The sequence below is a fragment of the Burkholderia sp. Bp8963 genome, from assembly GCF_003854275.1.
Lineage (GTDB): Bacteria > Pseudomonadota > Gammaproteobacteria > Burkholderiales > Burkholderiaceae > Burkholderia.
In genome coordinates, this window is the sequence record NZ_QTQP01000003.1 from 249,897 (window position 1) to 264,472 (window position 14,576).

The 14,576-nt window shown below is 63.2% G+C and carries 13 protein-coding genes and 1 pseudogene; 9 read left to right on the plus strand and 5 right to left on the minus strand.

The window, feature by feature from the left end; translation table 11 throughout:
* Window positions 1-177: 177 nt before the first annotated feature.
* Window positions 178-1,674, minus strand: a complete 1,497-nt coding sequence (locus DID96_RS04460; RefSeq protein ID WP_124598030.1) for a PAS domain S-box protein — start codon at window positions 1,672-1,674, stop codon at window positions 178-180.
* 214 nt (window positions 1,675-1,888) lie between these two features.
* Here DID96_RS04460 and DID96_RS04465 point away from each other — a divergent pair, with 214 nt between their 5' ends.
* From DID96_RS04465 to DID96_RS04490, 6 genes are all read left to right on the plus strand, one after another.
* The gene (locus DID96_RS04465) at window positions 1,889-3,229 is read left to right on the plus strand and encodes an acetamidase/formamidase family protein (RefSeq protein ID WP_124598031.1); all 1,341 of its coding nucleotides are present in this window, start codon (window positions 1,889-1,891) and stop codon (window positions 3,227-3,229) included.
* Between the two features lie 58 nt (window positions 3,230-3,287).
* Window positions 3,288-4,490 (plus strand): SRPBCC family protein, encoded by a 1,203-nt coding sequence (locus DID96_RS04470; protein ID WP_124598032.1) that lies wholly within the window; start codon window positions 3,288-3,290, stop codon window positions 4,488-4,490.
* 14 nt (window positions 4,491-4,504) lie between these two features.
* Window positions 4,505-4,846, plus strand: coding sequence for a hypothetical protein (locus tag DID96_RS04475; RefSeq protein WP_124598033.1), 342 nt, complete (start codon window positions 4,505-4,507; stop codon window positions 4,844-4,846).
* A 73-nt stretch (window positions 4,847-4,919) separates the two neighbouring features.
* Window positions 4,920-5,411, plus strand: a complete 492-nt coding sequence (locus DID96_RS04480; RefSeq protein WP_185732169.1) for a nuclear transport factor 2 family protein — start codon at window positions 4,920-4,922, stop codon at window positions 5,409-5,411.
* Between the two features lie 308 nt (window positions 5,412-5,719).
* Window positions 5,720-6,793 carry a porin gene (locus DID96_RS04485; RefSeq protein ID WP_260463802.1) on the plus strand — a complete coding sequence of 358 codons (1,074 nt, stop codon included), beginning with the start codon at window positions 5,720-5,722 and terminating at the stop codon, window positions 6,791-6,793.
* A gap of 17 nt (window positions 6,794-6,810) precedes the next feature.
* On the plus strand, window positions 6,811-8,229 hold the full coding sequence (locus DID96_RS04490; protein WP_185732170.1) for a cytosine permease: 1,419 nt from the start codon (window positions 6,811-6,813) through the stop codon (window positions 8,227-8,229).
* Between the two features lie 72 nt (window positions 8,230-8,301).
* Here DID96_RS04490 and DID96_RS04495 read toward each other — a convergent pair whose 3' ends face one another.
* Together DID96_RS04495 and DID96_RS04500 are read right to left on the minus strand one after the other, a co-directional pair.
* Window positions 8,302-8,952 (minus strand): response regulator transcription factor, encoded by a 651-nt coding sequence (locus DID96_RS04495; RefSeq protein ID WP_124598065.1) that lies wholly within the window; start codon window positions 8,950-8,952, stop codon window positions 8,302-8,304.
* Between the two features lie 474 nt (window positions 8,953-9,426).
* A pseudogene (locus tag DID96_RS04500) lies at window positions 9,427-9,807 on the minus strand (ISNCY family transposase); the annotation flags it as partial.
* 286 nt (window positions 9,808-10,093) lie between these two features.
* Between DID96_RS04500 and DID96_RS04505 the strand changes: the two are divergent.
* Window positions 10,094-11,119, plus strand: coding sequence for an IS110 family transposase (locus DID96_RS04505; protein WP_124598035.1), 1,026 nt, complete (start codon window positions 10,094-10,096; stop codon window positions 11,117-11,119).
* A gap of 463 nt (window positions 11,120-11,582) precedes the next feature.
* Here the strand turns inward: DID96_RS04505 and DID96_RS04510 are convergent, their stop codons facing one another.
* The gene (locus tag DID96_RS04510; protein ID WP_124598036.1) at window positions 11,583-12,068 is read right to left on the minus strand and encodes an aminoacyl-tRNA deacylase; all 486 of its coding nucleotides are present in this window, start codon (window positions 12,066-12,068) and stop codon (window positions 11,583-11,585) included.
* 101 nt (window positions 12,069-12,169) lie between these two features.
* Entirely contained in the window at window positions 12,170-13,144 is a 975-nt protein-coding gene (locus DID96_RS04515) for a cysteine synthase A (RefSeq protein WP_124598037.1), read from the minus strand.
* 159 nt (window positions 13,145-13,303) lie between these two features.
* Here DID96_RS04515 and DID96_RS04520 point away from each other — a divergent pair, with 159 nt between their 5' ends.
* Both DID96_RS04520 and DID96_RS04525 read left to right on the plus strand, forming a co-directional pair.
* The gene (locus DID96_RS04520; protein ID WP_124598038.1) at window positions 13,304-13,792 is read left to right on the plus strand and encodes an adenosine-specific kinase; all 489 of its coding nucleotides are present in this window, start codon (window positions 13,304-13,306) and stop codon (window positions 13,790-13,792) included.
* 345 nt (window positions 13,793-14,137) lie between these two features.
* A complete protein-coding gene (locus DID96_RS04525; RefSeq protein WP_124598039.1) occupies window positions 14,138-14,425 on the plus strand; it encodes a YciI-like protein in 288 nt (95 codons plus the stop codon).
* The last annotated feature ends 151 nt before the right edge of the window (window positions 14,426-14,576 follow it).

Genomic DNA, 14,576 nt, shown 5'->3' on the forward strand with positions numbered 1-14,576 from the left:
GTTCCCTGGTTGTCGACGTGCACGGATCGGCACGCGGTGCCGCTCCGATTCCGCTGCATGCGGGACGTCATGGCTTCAGGGTAGTGACGGCTTCCTGACGGGTAAATTGGATCGACTGCTTAGCGAATACAGGTTTTCGCTTATCGTGGCCGCGCGTCGATCAAGCAGCCGCAGCCGCTATGCACCGGCCGTACGCGGCAGCATCACGTGGAAGCGGGTGCCGGGCGGCGTCTCCGCGCTCGTGACCCACAGATGCCCGCCGTGCGTGTCGACGATCGAATGACAAAGCGACAGTCCGAGGCCGAGGCCGGCGTGCTTGGTCGAGAAGAATGACGCGAAGATCCGGTCGGGGCTCACGCGCGGCAAGCCAGGGCCGGTATCGGCAACGGTGATCTGCACATTCCCGTTGGCCCGTTTCGCAACCGAGATGTGCAGTTCACGGCGCTCGAGCGGGGAGCCGGCCATCGCTTCGATCCCGTTGACGGCGAGGTTGATCACGACCTGCTGGATCAGCACATCATCGCATTCGATTTCACACGGTGCGTCATCCAGCGCGTAGGCGACCGTCACGTCGTTTTGCCGGGCCCGCAACGCGATCAGGTCGGCGAGGTCATGCACGAGCGTGCGTACATCGATGAGCTGGCGCTGGTAAGTGCGGTTGCACGTGAATTCGCGCACCTTGTTGATGATGCGGCCGGCGCGCTCGGCCTCGTGTTGCGCCAGCTCCAGCGCGCGCAGCAGATCCCCGGCCGAAAAATTGCCGGACTGGATGCGCCGGCGGCAACCCGCGACGAAATTGACGATCGCAAAGAACGGCTGGTTCAGTTCGTGCGCGAGCGCGGTGGCCATCTCGCCGGTTGTCGAGATGCGCGCGATCCGGCTGAGTTCGAGCTCGCGCGCGCGCGCCGTTTCCTCGGCCCTGACGCGCTCGGTGATGTCGCGGAAATTGACCAGGATCCCGTTCACGGCGGGATCGTCGAGCAGGTTCCGGCAGCGCGCCTCGTGGATCCGCCACGTGCCGTTGCGGTGCCGGATGCGGTAGCCGAGGTTGACGCTCGCGCCTGGCGCGAGCGAGCGCAGTGCATCGCGAACCGGTTCGACGTTTTCCGGCGCGATGAACGCGTATACCGACCGGCCGACGAGCACCCGCGCCGACACACCGAGCAGCGAATGGATCGACGGCCCGAGGAAACGGATGACGCCGTCGGCGGAAAGGATCGCGATGCCGTCGGACGAGCTCTCGATCAGCTTGCGGTAGTACCGCTCGCGCTCCTTGAGCGCGGCATGGGCCTCCTTGCGCTCGGTGATGTCGCGGGCCATCGCAATGACCCGGTCGATGCCGTTCAGCGTGATGCGCTTGAGGCTCACCTCGACGGGCGTTTCGCGACCGGCCGCATTGCGGATCACCCATTCGAAGATCACGGTGTCGCCGGAATCGCGCGCTTCCCAGACGCGCGCCAAGCCTCCTTCCGTGTCGTAAGGGTAATGGTTCCGGGTCAGATCGCCGATCGACATCCCGCGCAATTCCTCGATCGTGTGGCCGTACATCTCGCACGCCTTGCGGTTGGCTTCGAGAATCTCGCCGGTGTCCATGTCGTGGATCACCATGATGTCGTTCGCGTAGACGAAGACTTCCTGGTAGTTGGTCCTGCTCAGGTGACTGACGGCATTCATGGCATCGGCGCTCGCGGTAATTCGTTTGTCAGCATAGCACCGGGAAAGCGGCGCCCTGCGTCCCGGCACGCCGTTAAGTGTTATCACCTAACGCGCTAATTGTCCGACCGGATAACGGCCCGCAGGCGATTTCCCTACGCTTGAGTGCACTGATCAACATGAAGCGGAAGGCGGGGCGCGATGCCTCGCTCCGCACTCGAGCGAGGAGACAACAATGAGCCATCCCCAGTCGGCAGCGCCTCGGGACGTCGTCGAGGTGAGCGCCTATACGCGGGGCGTCATCGGGCCACGCCTGACCATGCTCGGCCCCGTCAGGAACGGCGGGCGCATCGTGACGGGCACGCCCCCCGGTTGCTGGGGGCCGATGATCACGCCGATCTTCCAGGGCGGACACGAGGTCACGCAGCCCGTCGCCGTCGACGGCGCCGAAATTGGCGACGCGGTGGCGCTGAAGATCCTGCGCTGCGACGTGACGTCGCTCGCGACGTCGTCAGGCGTGATGGCGTTTGTCGAAGGCCGCTACGTCGGCGACCCGTTCGTCGCGAAGCGCTGCACCACATGCGGAACCGAAAGCCCGCCGAGCCATGTCGAGGGGACAGGCGACGACGCGATCCACTGCAGCGTCTGCGGCGCCGAGGTCAACGCGTTCCGCTTCAGCCACGGTTACGTCATCGTGCTCGACCGCGAGAACCGTGTGTCGCTGACCGTCGACAAGGATGCCGCGCAACGCATCGCCGGGATGCCGGGCAAGATGGCGCGCTTGCCGGAGCTGTCCGAGCAGCATTCGATCCTGTCGCTCGCCCGCGCGGATCTGAGCGGGTTGGCGGCGCACATGCAGCCGTTTCTCGGCAACATCGGGACGATCCCGTCGGTCGACATGCCGGACTCGCACAACGCCGGCGACTTCGGGGCATTCCTCGTCGATGCGCCACATGCGTTCGGCATGTCGCGCGAAACGCTCGACGCCAACAAGACCGACGGACACATGGACACCAACAGCGTCCGCGAGGGGGCGATCGTCATTTGCCCCGTCAAGGTGCCCGGGGCCGGCGTGTACATGGGCGACATGCACGCGCAACAAGGCAACGGGGAGATCGCCGGCCACGCGACCGACGTCGCAGGCGAGGTCGAACTGCAGGTCGAGGTGATCAAGGGGCTGACGCTCGACGGGCCGATCCTGCTCCAGCGGCCGGACGACCTGCCGCCGATGGCGCGGCCGATGAACGCGGCGCAGCGGGCACACGTGAGGGCGCTCGCCGAGCGCTACGGACAGCACGAGATCGAAGAAAACGCCCCGATCACCTTCATCGGATCGGGGGCCACGCTCAACGACGCAACGAAGAACGGCCTGCAGCGTGCGGCGAACGTCACGGGCCTTGCGTACGACGAGATTCTGAACCGGGCCACGATCGCCGGCTCGATCGAGATCAGCCGATTGCCGGGCGTCGTGCGGGTCACGTTCCTGTGCCCGATGGCCATTCTCGAGCGGCTCGGCATCGCGCACCTGGCGCGCGCGCAATACGGGCTCGATGACGGCGCGCCAGAGCGCGCGTGAGCCGCGCGCCGGCCATCAGGACAACAGACGACGAATCGATTCATTGAGAGGAGCAGCGATGGACACAACCACCCATACCCTGAGATGGGCAGCCAAGTACCCCGAACTCGGCACGGAGCCGATTCCCGTGGAGCCATGCGTATCGCCTGAATTCTACGAACGCGAAAAGGAACGCGTGTTTTCGAAGACGTGGCTGAAGGTCGGGCGCATCGAGGAAATTCCGAACGTCGGCGACTACAAGGTCAAGAAGATCCACTTCGCGAAGACGTCGGTGATCCTGATGCACGGCAAGGACGGCAAGATCCGAGGCTTTCACAACACCTGCTCGCACCGGGGCAACAAGGTCGTCGTCGAGCAGGGCGAGGAAACCTTCGGCCGGAACAAGGCCGCGGTCGTCACATGCCGGTTCCACGGCTGGGTCTACGACGGCCAGGGCAAGCTCGTGCAGGTGCCGGAGGAAGAGCGCTTTCCGTCGTGCTTCGAGAAATCGTCGAGCGGCCTGACGCCGGTTCATACGGATGTGTGGGAGGGCTTCATCTTCATCAACCTGAGCGCGGAGCCGGAGCGGTCGCTGCAGGACTACCTCGGCGGCCTCGGCCATCATCTCGCGGGTTTTCCGTTCCAGGAGATGAGCCAGTGCTTCAGCTACAACACGGTGCTCGACTGCAACTGGAAGATCGCGCTCGACGCGTTCTCCGAGGCCTATCACGTGTCGACCATCCATGCCGGCTCGTTTCCGAACGTGTTTTCGAGCGGGCTCACTGACGTCGCGCTGTTCGGCGAGCACCGTACGACGGGCATTTGCCTGACGCTCAATGCCACGCCGACGCCGGTCGCCGGCATCGCGAACGGCATCACGGGGGCGTCGCTCGTCGCGCAACGGGGCTCGTCGATGTTGCCGCCGGGCGTCAACCCTGACCGCCGCGGTGATTTCTCGTTCGAGCTGAGCGTGGTGTTCCCGAATATCCTGATCCACATTTCGGAAGGCATCTGGTTCACCCATCAGTTCTGGCCGCTCGCGCACAACAAGACGCTGTGGGAAGGCAAGTATTACGTGAAGCCGCCGAAGACCAACAGTGAACGCTGGGCCGTGGAGTTTGCGCAGGTGCTGCAGCGGAACGCGTGGCTCGAGGATACAGCCACCATGGAGGACACGCATGCCGCACTCGAATCCGGTGCCAAGCAGCACATGTTTCTTCAGGATGAGGAAATCCTCCTCCGGCATGGCTACAAGGTCCTCGAGCAATACATGGAACAATGACGGAGACGCACGCAATGGACAATCTGCTTCCGAAGGAATTCGACATGCTCGAGCCGCTCGTCGCGGCGTGGGCGCTTCCGACCCAGAATGAACGGCAGCAACGCCGCATCGCGTCGTCGCGCGGCGAGCTTCGCTACTTCTACGACAACATGCTGCCGCGCCTGCCGGCCATCCTGACGTACCTCGACACGTTTCCCATCGGCGAGCTGCCGGCGCAGGGCGCGCGTCTGATGTCGCTGGCGCTGTCGCTCGCGGAGGTCGCGCCGCACATCGAACTGTACCGCGGCGATCCGAATGTGCCGTACAGCTTCGACGAAGCGCGCTTCGTCGCCGAACACGGCGACGCAAGGTACTGAGCCGGCGCCGCTCGACCGCACACCCGCGATGTCCTGCAGGAAATCGCGGGCATTCTTGCAAGGAGACATGCGGATGGCCGCATCGACACTCGCCCGGCGCATGGCCCGGCTCGAGGCAATTGCCGACGTCAGCCAGCTTGTTGGCCGCTATGCCCACGGGGCAGATCGTCGCAATGATCCGGCGCTGATGGCACCGCTGTTCAGCCGCGATGCCGTGTGGGAGGCAGGCGGCTTCGGGCGTCACGAAGGCCGCGATGTCATTGCTGCGCAGCTCGCGCGCATCGGCACGGAGCAGATCGTCTGGAGCCTGCATTACATGACCGCGCCGGTGATCGAGATCGACGACGCTCTGCGGAACGGACGGTGCCGATGGCATCTGTGGGAGCTGGCGCAGATCCGCCAGGGCCATGACGTTGCCGAGCCGCCGGCTGCATACTGGATCGGCGGCGAGTACGACAGCCGCGTCGTGATCGAGGAGGGGCAGTGGTGCTTTCAGAGCGTCTTTCTCGATCTGCGACTCATCCATCGACACGACGCGGCGTGGTTGCCACGTCCATCGACGTAACCGGTTTTGCGCCGAATTACGAGAGCTTCACTCGGGCCGCGTACGGACGCGGCTTTTTTCATGGCGGCACGCGACGCAGTGCCGTTCGGCCATCACGGCGATTCAAAAGACAAATAAGTATTCCCATCTAGCTTCTTACGTGCGCGACCGAATGTCGGTGCCAATTTCGGCTTCTTAAGTTTGAGGTCATGCGTATCCGCCGAATTCGTGAACGGATCGGACCGTGCGTCGATGCATGCGCGGGTCGACCGTTTCCGGCAAGCGCAAACAGGCATGACTCGAACTACCGACAACCCGGGAGACACACAGTGAAGAAAACCAGATGGATCGTGATGGCCGTCATGGGGGTACCGCTGGCGGCCGCCGCGCAAAGTAGCGTTACGTTGTATGGCCTGCTGGATGCCGGCGTGACGTTCATCAGCAATCAGGGCGGCGGCCGTAATACGGTTCTGTCGACCGGGATGCAGGTTCCCAACCTGTTCGGTCTGCAAGGCACCGAGGATCTGGGAGGCGGTCTCAAGGCGATCTTCAAGCTGGAAGGGCAGTTCGGCGTCGAGAACGGCCAATCCATCGGCGGCGGCACCTTCGGCCGGCAGACGTATGTCGGGCTGGCGAGCCCGTGGGGCACGCTGATGTTGGGGAACCAGTATGAGTTCATGTTCGAGTCGCTGTCGGCCAAGCGTCTTGGCCAGTCGCTCGGCTACGTCAGCCTTTATAACCTGCAGCAGGGGCCATTTCAGGGGCTGGGTACGCCGGTCGGCGGCCTCGACTTCAACCGCGTTGCCGGGGCATTCCGTGTCGCCAACTCCGTGAAGTACGAGACGCCGGACTACCGGGGGCTGAATGCCGGCGTCATGTACGGCTTCGGCGGCGTCGCCGGCTCGTTCGGAACCGACAGTACGATCAGCGCCGGCGTCAACTATGCGAACGGGCCGGTCGGCCTGAATGCGGCCTACACCTATGCGAAGGACCCGTCGATCAATAACGGACACGAGGGCATCCGCAACTGGGGGCTCGGCGGCCGGTACACGATCGGCAAGCTGCAGCTGGACGCGATGTACACCAATACGCGGAACACGTTCAACAACGCGCACGTCGACGTTTATCAGGCGGGTATCGACTACATGTTTTCACCGTTCACGATCCTGCACGGCGACTACCAATACATGAAGGGCAACGAGCATCTCGGCAACAACAAGGCACACCAGTTCGGCGTGACGCTCGACTACTGGCTGTCGAAGAGCACGGATGTCTACACGAATCTCGTTTATCAGCGCGCGAGCGGCAATGCCGATGCGAACGCGTGGATCCCCGGACTGGCGGGACCTGCCGCCGGCGGCAACCAAATGGCCGTGCGTGTCGGCATGCGCCACCTTTTCTGAGCACAGGGGACTTCATCATGCATAGCGAATCCAACATCACGTCGCGTACCGACGATCATGCGCTGGAAGCCGTTCCGGACAGCGAGCGCCAGAACTGGCTGCAATTGTCGTGGAGTACCGCGGGCATCGTCACGACGCTGATTCAGTTGTTCGTCGGCGCACTCGTCACGTTCGTTGCCGGAATCCGGATCGGGCTGCTCGCCGGCGTATTCGTGGCCGTGATCGGCGCATTGCTCGGCTGGGGCGCCGGCCATATCGCGTACCGCACCGGGTTGTCGAGCACCGTGCTTTCGCGCGAGCACGGCCTTGGGCAACGCGGCTCGGCGCTGCTTGCCCTCGTGTTCGGTTTCATGATCACGGGGTTCATCGCCCTCGAGAACGCACTGCTTTACAAGGGCTTCCTGTTCTACCTCAACCAGCCCGATACGCTTGCGATGCGCATCGTCGTGTACGGTGCGTTGTCAGTTGCGTGGGTCCTGCTGACGGCGTTCGGCTTCACGCTCGTCGCACGTGTGTCGTCGATGGCGCTGCTGGCATTCCTGGCCGTGCTCGCCTACATGATGGTCGAGGTGATCACTGCGTCGGGCCAAACCTGGGCGTCGGTCACGCAATTCGGCGCGCAGATGCCGGTCGACGCGCTTCGCGCGCTTGGTGCGGACACCGACGCCGGCAAGTTCAGCTTCTGCGTGAACGTGATGATCGGCTCGGCAGGCGCACTGGCACTCATCGACGCCGACCTCGGGCGCTATGCGAAGTCGTCGCGGGATATCGCGATTGCCGCGGTCATCGGCAATATCTTCATGGATGTCGTGATGGTCGCCGTTGGCGGGATCGTCATGTATGCAGGGATGGACCAGATCGTCGCCCATCACGTGAAGGTCGGCGGCATGACCGAGGCTGCCGCGCGGGCGCTCGCGCTGCAAAGCCCCGATAGCGTTGCCGTTGCATTCATCGTGTTCGGCGGCATGCTCGGCACGTTGCTGATGGTGTTTGCGCAGTCGAAGGCGCAGGTGCTCAACACGTACAGTGCGTCGCTGTCGCTGACCAACCTCGCCGACGCGCTGTTCGGCTGGCGGCCCGGCCGATTCACGTTCGTCGTCCTGGCCAACGTGTTCGCGTGCCTGATGCTGGTTGGCTCCATCCTCGCGTGGTTCAACTCGTTCATCACCGTGCTGGGTGTCCTGACCACGTGCTTCGCGGGCATCATCATCGCCGACTATCTGTTCGTCAAGCGCAAGCTCGGATTTTCCGCGCCGGCGGGGGAGGAGATCAACTGGGCCGGCGTCGTGACTGTCGCGACGGGCTTCGTGCTCGCGCACTACGTGCTCGAACGTCTCGTGCCGATCGAGTTCTTCACGTCGCTGTTCACGTCGTTCGTGCTGTATCCGGTGCTGCGCCTCGGCATGCTGCGCCGCGTGAACCCGGCGCGCGGCTAGATCGCGGGTTGACTGGCGGCAACGCGTTCGTCCGGCACATCCCGCAGGAGATGCCGGACGAATCGGAACGACTCAGTCCTGGTGCTGCGTCGCTCCGCGCATTCCGAGCCGCACGAGTTCGGCGAGCGACGTCGCGCCGAGCTTCTCGCGGATGTGCGCGCGATGCACTTCGACCGTCTTGTAGCTGATATTCAGCTCGGCGGCTATCACCTTCGAGGCCTTGCCCTCGATGAGCAGGTCGAACACTTCGCGCTCACGGGCCGATAATTGCTTGAGCAGGTCCTGCGTCTGGCTGTTCGCCTGGGCCTGCCGGTATTCGCGCATGCCGACCTTCAGCGCGTCGGCGACCTTGTCGATCAGGTCCTGATCGTTGTAGGGCTTTTCGAGGAAGTCGTAGGCGCCGCCCTTCATTGCGCGAACGGTCATCGGAATGTCACCGTGGGCGGTCAGGAAGATGATCGGCAACCGGAATCCGGTGGAACGCATGCTTTCCTGCAGCTCGAATCCGCCCATATAGGGCATGCGGATGTCGAGCAGCACACAACCAGGGGTACGGGGATCGGCGCCGGAGAGAAATTCGCGCCCGTTCGAAAACACGTCGACCTTGTGTCCAACCGATTCGAGCAGCCATCGCAGCGACACGCGAACCGCTTCGTCGTCGTCCACGATGTAGACCTTCGGCTCACATTCGGAAGGAGGGGTGTTCGATCGACGGCTGTCCATGTGGGTTCCCTGTCTCGTCGCTACTTGTCGGGAAAGTGAGCGGGGGAGTTTGATGTGTTGATTCTGGATTGACGTCACGATTCGTTCGAGGCGCATGCCGCGCGACGCGCGCTCAATCGCAGATGGGCGGATGGGGAAATTCTAACGTCTCAATATTCCCGCAGACAGCCGGGAAAATCCTCACGGCTTGTCGTAGACGAAGCAGGTGATCGCCAATGTGGGACAGGCAAAGCAGCGCGGCTGCCGCTCAGGATGCGCAGGTCTCGGCAATTGCACCGAATTCACGTGGGCGGCACGTCGGCTGCATGACGCGATGCGGGTTTGATTCGATGAAGATGCCGCATTTTATGTGTGCATGGATGCGCCCGAGCGGCATCCAGATTTCATCCTGATTCGCTGTGGAACGGATAATCTGGATATCGAATTAAAACGGCGCGGATATGAGGACCGGGGAATCGAGCCGATTTTTCTCCTTGCACAGCAGCAGGCCGATTTCAGTTCGTACATCGCACGCCCAAAGTGCGTCGCCCGGTTGCCGGTCTTGCCCGGATTCACGTTGCGGAACACGCTGGCCTTGTCGCTATAGAACGCCACCGGCTTGCCATGCCGTTCGAGATACGCGCGCGTCGCCTCGAAGTAGCTGAAGGTCGACTCGGTCGCCGTGAAGTGCAGGTGCATCAGCCGGCTCGTCGCGTCATCGACGTACACCAGCAACGTGCATTGCGGCACCCGGTCCTCGAACCAACGATGCTCGCTGCCGTCGATCTGGATCAGCTCGCCCAGGCACGCGCGTCGCGCCCGCGGCTGGTAGACCTTGGGCGGGCGCTGCCGCCTCGGCACCCAGAGGCCGAATCTGCCGCGTCGTCAGCCCGAGTCGCTCGGCCGCGCGCCACGGCTTGAGCTTGCCGTCCGCGACGTCCTGAATGACCTTGAATCGGTCCAGTTCTCGCATCGTCATCGTGATCCGTTCTGTCGCAGCCATCGAAGCTCCCAGCGCCGGACAACCGGCGGCCGCTCAGCTTACGATGGACCGAAAAGCGGACATTTGAACTTAGCTAGAAACGGACATAATGAAATGGCCAGCCCGATCCCTGCGACCGTTCTACGATAGGCAATTCGGTCCGAAGTAGAGGAGAGCGCCATGAACGAGATCACGCTGATCGGCATCGATCTGGGCAAGCATGTCTTCCATCTGCACGCACAAGATGCCAAGGGACACGAGGTGTTTCGCAAGAAGCTCTCGCGCGTACAGTTGCTCCCGTTCTTCAGCAATCTCAAGGCGGTTACCGTCGTCATGGAGGCTTGTGCGGGTTCGCACTGGCTCGCGCGCAAGCTCAATGCGATGGGGCACGAGGCGAAGCTGATTTCAGCTCAATACGTGCGGCCTTTCGTGAAGAGCAACAAGAACGACTACATCGATGCCGAAGCGATTTGCGAAGCAGCGTGCCGCCCCTCGATGCGCTTCGTCGAGCCTCGAACGGAGGCACAACAACTTCTAGCCGCCTTGCATCGGGCGCGTGAGGGACTGGTAGCAGAGCGCACAGCCACCATCAACCGGATTCACGGAATCCTGCTCGAGTTCGGCATCGTCGTTCCTCTGTCGAGGGCCACGCTACGCCGGCTGCCCGATGTGCTTGCAGTACACGATCTGCCACCGCGGCTGCTCCAGCTCATCCACCGACTCCATGCTCACTATTGTTACCTGGATCAGCAGGTTGATGATCTCGAGCGGGATCTGACGGTACAGCTTCGCGAAGACGAGAACGCAGCCCGGTTACTGTCCATCCCCGGCATCGGCACCATCACGGCAAGCCTTCTCGCGTCGGAAGTCGGCAACGTCGCCCAGTTCGAGGGCAGCCGGAACTTTGCAGCTTCGATCGGGTTGGTGCCGCGTCAGCACAGCACGGGTGGACGAAGTGTCCTGTGCGGCATCAGCAAGCGAGGCGACAGGCATCTGCGACACTTGCTCGTGCAAGGCGCCCGAGCCGTTATCCAGCGCGTGGAAAAGCGTACGGACAGGCTCGGGGAATGGATTCGCTCGATGTTGACTCGTCGGCACTCAAACGTGGTCGCGTGTGCCGTCGCGAACAAGCTCGCGCGTATCGCCTGGGCGGTGCTAACCAGACACACCACATACGATCCCGCGCGCTTGAAGCTCGCGGACTGAGTCGCCGTTTCACCCAACAAGGTTTTGCGACTGCTGGCAATTTGATGATCCAACGGCACAGCGACCGGACGAAGAACCTGACAAGTTGTACAGCTCACAGCAGCTGCCGACATTTTGAGGATCGACCGGTGCGGTTTTCATCGCGGAACAACGATTCCGGATAGATTTGCGCAAGCCATGAGGACATCAGAACCAGGGGTTGCAAAATTCGGGCTGGCCATAGATTACAACTTAGCCGCTACAGATTTAACGGCGATAATTCACCTTATGTCAAATACAATATCCACCCGATTCTACGGACCCTCCCGCGTCGAACCCCGTCGCTAACCGCGGCCGACGCGCCCCAAATCCCGCACACGAACACCCGCCCGCGTCCGTCCATCAGACGCGGGCACGGCTCAAACGGCCCCCCCCGCGGCCGCCATTCCAGCCGTCGTCAGCCAACCGACCGCCAAACCGCCGCTCAAGACACCATGCCTTGCATCTTGTGCGAAAAATGCGCGCGCTCGGCCGTTTCCATCAATGTCAGGAATTCATCCTGCATCATATGGATCAGCGCTTCGTGGTCGCCGGCCTCGAAATAGACTTCCGGCTGCGTGGCCAGATTTTCCTCGAGGAACGTCTGCATGCCATACGCCATGCAGACCGGCGGCAATGCGCCCGCATCGCAATCCTTGAACAGCTCGCGCAGTTCCATTTCCTTCGCCAGCACGAGATGCCGGCCGGTCTTTGCCCAAAGATCCGACAAGCGCACCGCATGCGTCGTCGGCAACACGGCCGCGACGTAGCCGTCGTCGTCTTCGAGCAGCACCGTTTTGGCGAGACGATCGCCGGGGATATGCGCGGCCGCGGCCGTCTCCATGCTCGTATGGCTATATGGGTGGTACACGACTTCGTACCGCGATGACTTCTGACGCAGGCAATCCTGCAACGTGGCAGACATGGACATGGCACACCTCGTCTGGGCGAAACGGGCGAACGGCGTTCGCACCGGATTCGTTCAGCATAGGTCGCATTCGCGCGGATGGAAATCCTCGGTGCCCCGTTTCCTCACACGGGCTCCAACCCCTTTTCGCGCAGCCATTCGCGATTGAAAAGCCGCGCGCGGTAGATGTCGCCGCGATCGCACAGCAGCGTCACGATCGTGTGTCCCGGCCCCATCTGTCGAGCAAGCCAGACCGCCGCCGCGACGTTGATGCCGCTCGATCCGCCGACGTACAGTCCTTCCTCGCGCAGCAGCCGGTAGACCATCGTCACGCACTGCCGGTCGTCGATCCGCACCGCGTCGTCGATCGGCGCGCCCGCGAGATTCGCGGTGACGCGCGTCGAGCCGATGCCCTCGGTGATCGAGTTGCCTTCGGCCTTGATTTCGCCCGTTTTCACCTGGCTGTAAAGCCCGCTGCCATACGGATCGGCGAGCACGATCCGCACCTCCGGATTCTGCTCCTTCAGGTAGCGGCTCACGCCGGCCAGCGTGCCGCCCGTGCCGGTCGCGCAGACGAACGCATCGACGGTGCCCGCCGTATCGCGCCAGATTTCCGGCCCGGTCGTCTCGTAGTGCGCCTGCCGGTTGACCACGTTGTCGAACTGGTTGGCCCACACCGCGTTGTCGAGCTCGTCCGCGAGCCGACCGGCAATCTTCTGATAATTGTTCGGATCGCGGTACGGCACGGCCGGCACCGGACGCACGTCGGCGCCGAGCGTGCGCAGGATCTCCATCTTTTCCGGCGATTGCGTTTCCGGAATCACGATCACGCAGCGATAGCCGCGCGCCGCGCAGATATGCGCAAGACCGATGCCCGTATTACCCGCCGTGCCCTCGACAACGGTGCCGCCCGGCATGAGCGTGCCGCGCCGCTCGGCGTCACGGATGATGTAGAGCGCCGCGCGATCCTTGACCGACCCGCCCGGATTCATGAATTCCGCCTTGCCCAGGATCTCGCAACCCGTCTCGGCGCAGAGCTTCGCCAGCCGGATCAGCGGCGTGCGCCCCACGCAGTCGACGAAGCCTTCTCGCACGTCCATGATGCCTCCTTCCCGCCGCGCATCGCTCGCGCCACAGAACGAAGGATAGGACGCGACCGCCGGCCCTGCCGCTTTCACCGCTTTCGCCGCCCACCGCCGCGTACTAAGCTTGGAGAGCCCATCGCGACGCCCGCGCCGCATCGCCACACGAGGTCCGCCATGCTGCAGCTGCAAGCCGTTGCCGTCGAGAAGCCCGAAACGCTGAACTTCATCCTCGGCCAGTCGCATTTCATCAAGTCCGTCGAAGACATTCACGAGGCGCTCGTCGGCACCGTGCCAGGCATCCGCTTCGGACTCGCGTTCTGCGAGGCGTCCGGCAAGCGGCTCGTGCGCCGCTCCGGCACCGATGCCGACCTCGTCGAGCTCGCATGCCGGAACGCCAGCGCGATCGGCGCCGGTCATGCGTTCATCGTGTTCCTCGGCGACGGTTTCTATCCGGTCAACGTGCTCAACGCGATCAAGGCCGTGCCGGAGGTTTGCCGGATCTATTGCGCGACCGCGAACCCGACTGAAGTGATCGTCACGGAAACCGCGCAAGGCCGCGCGATCGTCGGCGTCGTCGACGGCTTTCCGCCGCTCGGCATCGAAACCGAGGCCGATGTGCGCTGGCGCAAGGACCTGCTGCGCACGATCGGCTACAAGGCGTGACTGCATAAAGGCATAAACGCGTCGGGCATGGCTCGACGCCGATCGATCGATTCCGATCCCGGCACCCCGCTCTTCCCTGCAGGCAAGCCGGGAAATGCATTGCTTCGACGCGCAAGCTCGAGTCAATCCGCTGGTGGAATCGCACTCGACCGTTAGTTGCATTTAGCGAGGCAGCGTGATTTCCATGACTCTCCGGGATGCCCGGTCGAGCATTCGTACCAGCGCCCGAAACCATCCAGCACACGGCACACGCGTGCCCTATACTGACTTCGACATCCGCCAGCGGACGCCACACTGCCTGCCGTCCGCCGCTGGCCGGCAGCCCGCCGACTCATGGAGCCATTCATGCATTACCAGTTGATCTACGAACTCGTCGACGACTACCTGTCGAAACGCGAACCGTTCCGCGCCGAGCACCTCGCGCTTGCGCATGCTGCCACCGAGCGCGGCGAACTGGTGCTCGCGGGCGCGTTCGCGGACCCGGCCGACCAGGCCGTGCTCGTCTTCGAAGGCGATTCGGCCGAAGTGGCCGAATCGTTCGCGCGCGCCGATCCGTACGTGCAGCACGGCCTCGTCAAGGCGTGGCGCGTGCGTCCGTGGCGCGTCGTGATCGGCAAGCACGCGCCGCGCTAGAAGGGCCTGTTCCCGCTTAGCGTGAACAGACCCTTCTATGGGGAGTCAGAAGTCAAGCCCCGTCTGAGATATACATTTCGTCATGCAAAGTAATGTTCCTTACCTGTCGCCTGCTACGACCAGACTTGGAGAGGCGGCAGACGACCTGTGA

Bases quoted from the DNA above. Each gene is read 5' to 3' on its own strand.
- DID96_RS04460 (WP_124598030.1), bottom strand. From the start codon at position 1,674: ATGAATGCCGTCAGTCACCTGAGCAGGACCAACTACCAGGAAGTCTTC.
- DID96_RS04465 (WP_124598031.1), top strand. From the start codon at position 1,889: ATGAGCCATCCCCAGTCGGCAGCGCCTCGGGACGTCGTCGAGGTGAGC.
- DID96_RS04470 (WP_124598032.1), top strand. From the start codon at position 3,288: ATGGACACAACCACCCATACCCTGAGATGGGCAGCCAAGTACCCCGAA.
- DID96_RS04475 (WP_124598033.1), top strand. From the start codon at position 4,505: ATGGACAATCTGCTTCCGAAGGAATTCGACATGCTCGAGCCGCTCGTC.
- DID96_RS04480 (WP_185732169.1), top strand. From the start codon at position 4,920: ATGGCCGCATCGACACTCGCCCGGCGCATGGCCCGGCTCGAGGCAATT.
- DID96_RS04490 (WP_185732170.1), top strand. From the start codon at position 6,811: ATGCATAGCGAATCCAACATCACGTCGCGTACCGACGATCATGCGCTG.
- DID96_RS04495 (WP_124598065.1), bottom strand. From the start codon at position 8,952: ATGGACAGCCGTCGATCGAACACCCCTCCTTCCGAATGTGAGCCGAAG.
- DID96_RS04505 (WP_124598035.1), top strand. From the start codon at position 10,094: ATGAACGAGATCACGCTGATCGGCATCGATCTGGGCAAGCATGTCTTC.
- DID96_RS04510 (WP_124598036.1), bottom strand. From the start codon at position 12,068: ATGTCCATGTCTGCCACGTTGCAGGATTGCCTGCGTCAGAAGTCATCG.
- DID96_RS04515 (WP_124598037.1), bottom strand. From the start codon at position 13,144: ATGGACGTGCGAGAAGGCTTCGTCGACTGCGTGGGGCGCACGCCGCTG.
- DID96_RS04520 (WP_124598038.1), top strand. From the start codon at position 13,304: ATGCTGCAGCTGCAAGCCGTTGCCGTCGAGAAGCCCGAAACGCTGAAC.
- DID96_RS04525 (WP_124598039.1), top strand. From the start codon at position 14,138: ATGCATTACCAGTTGATCTACGAACTCGTCGACGACTACCTGTCGAAA.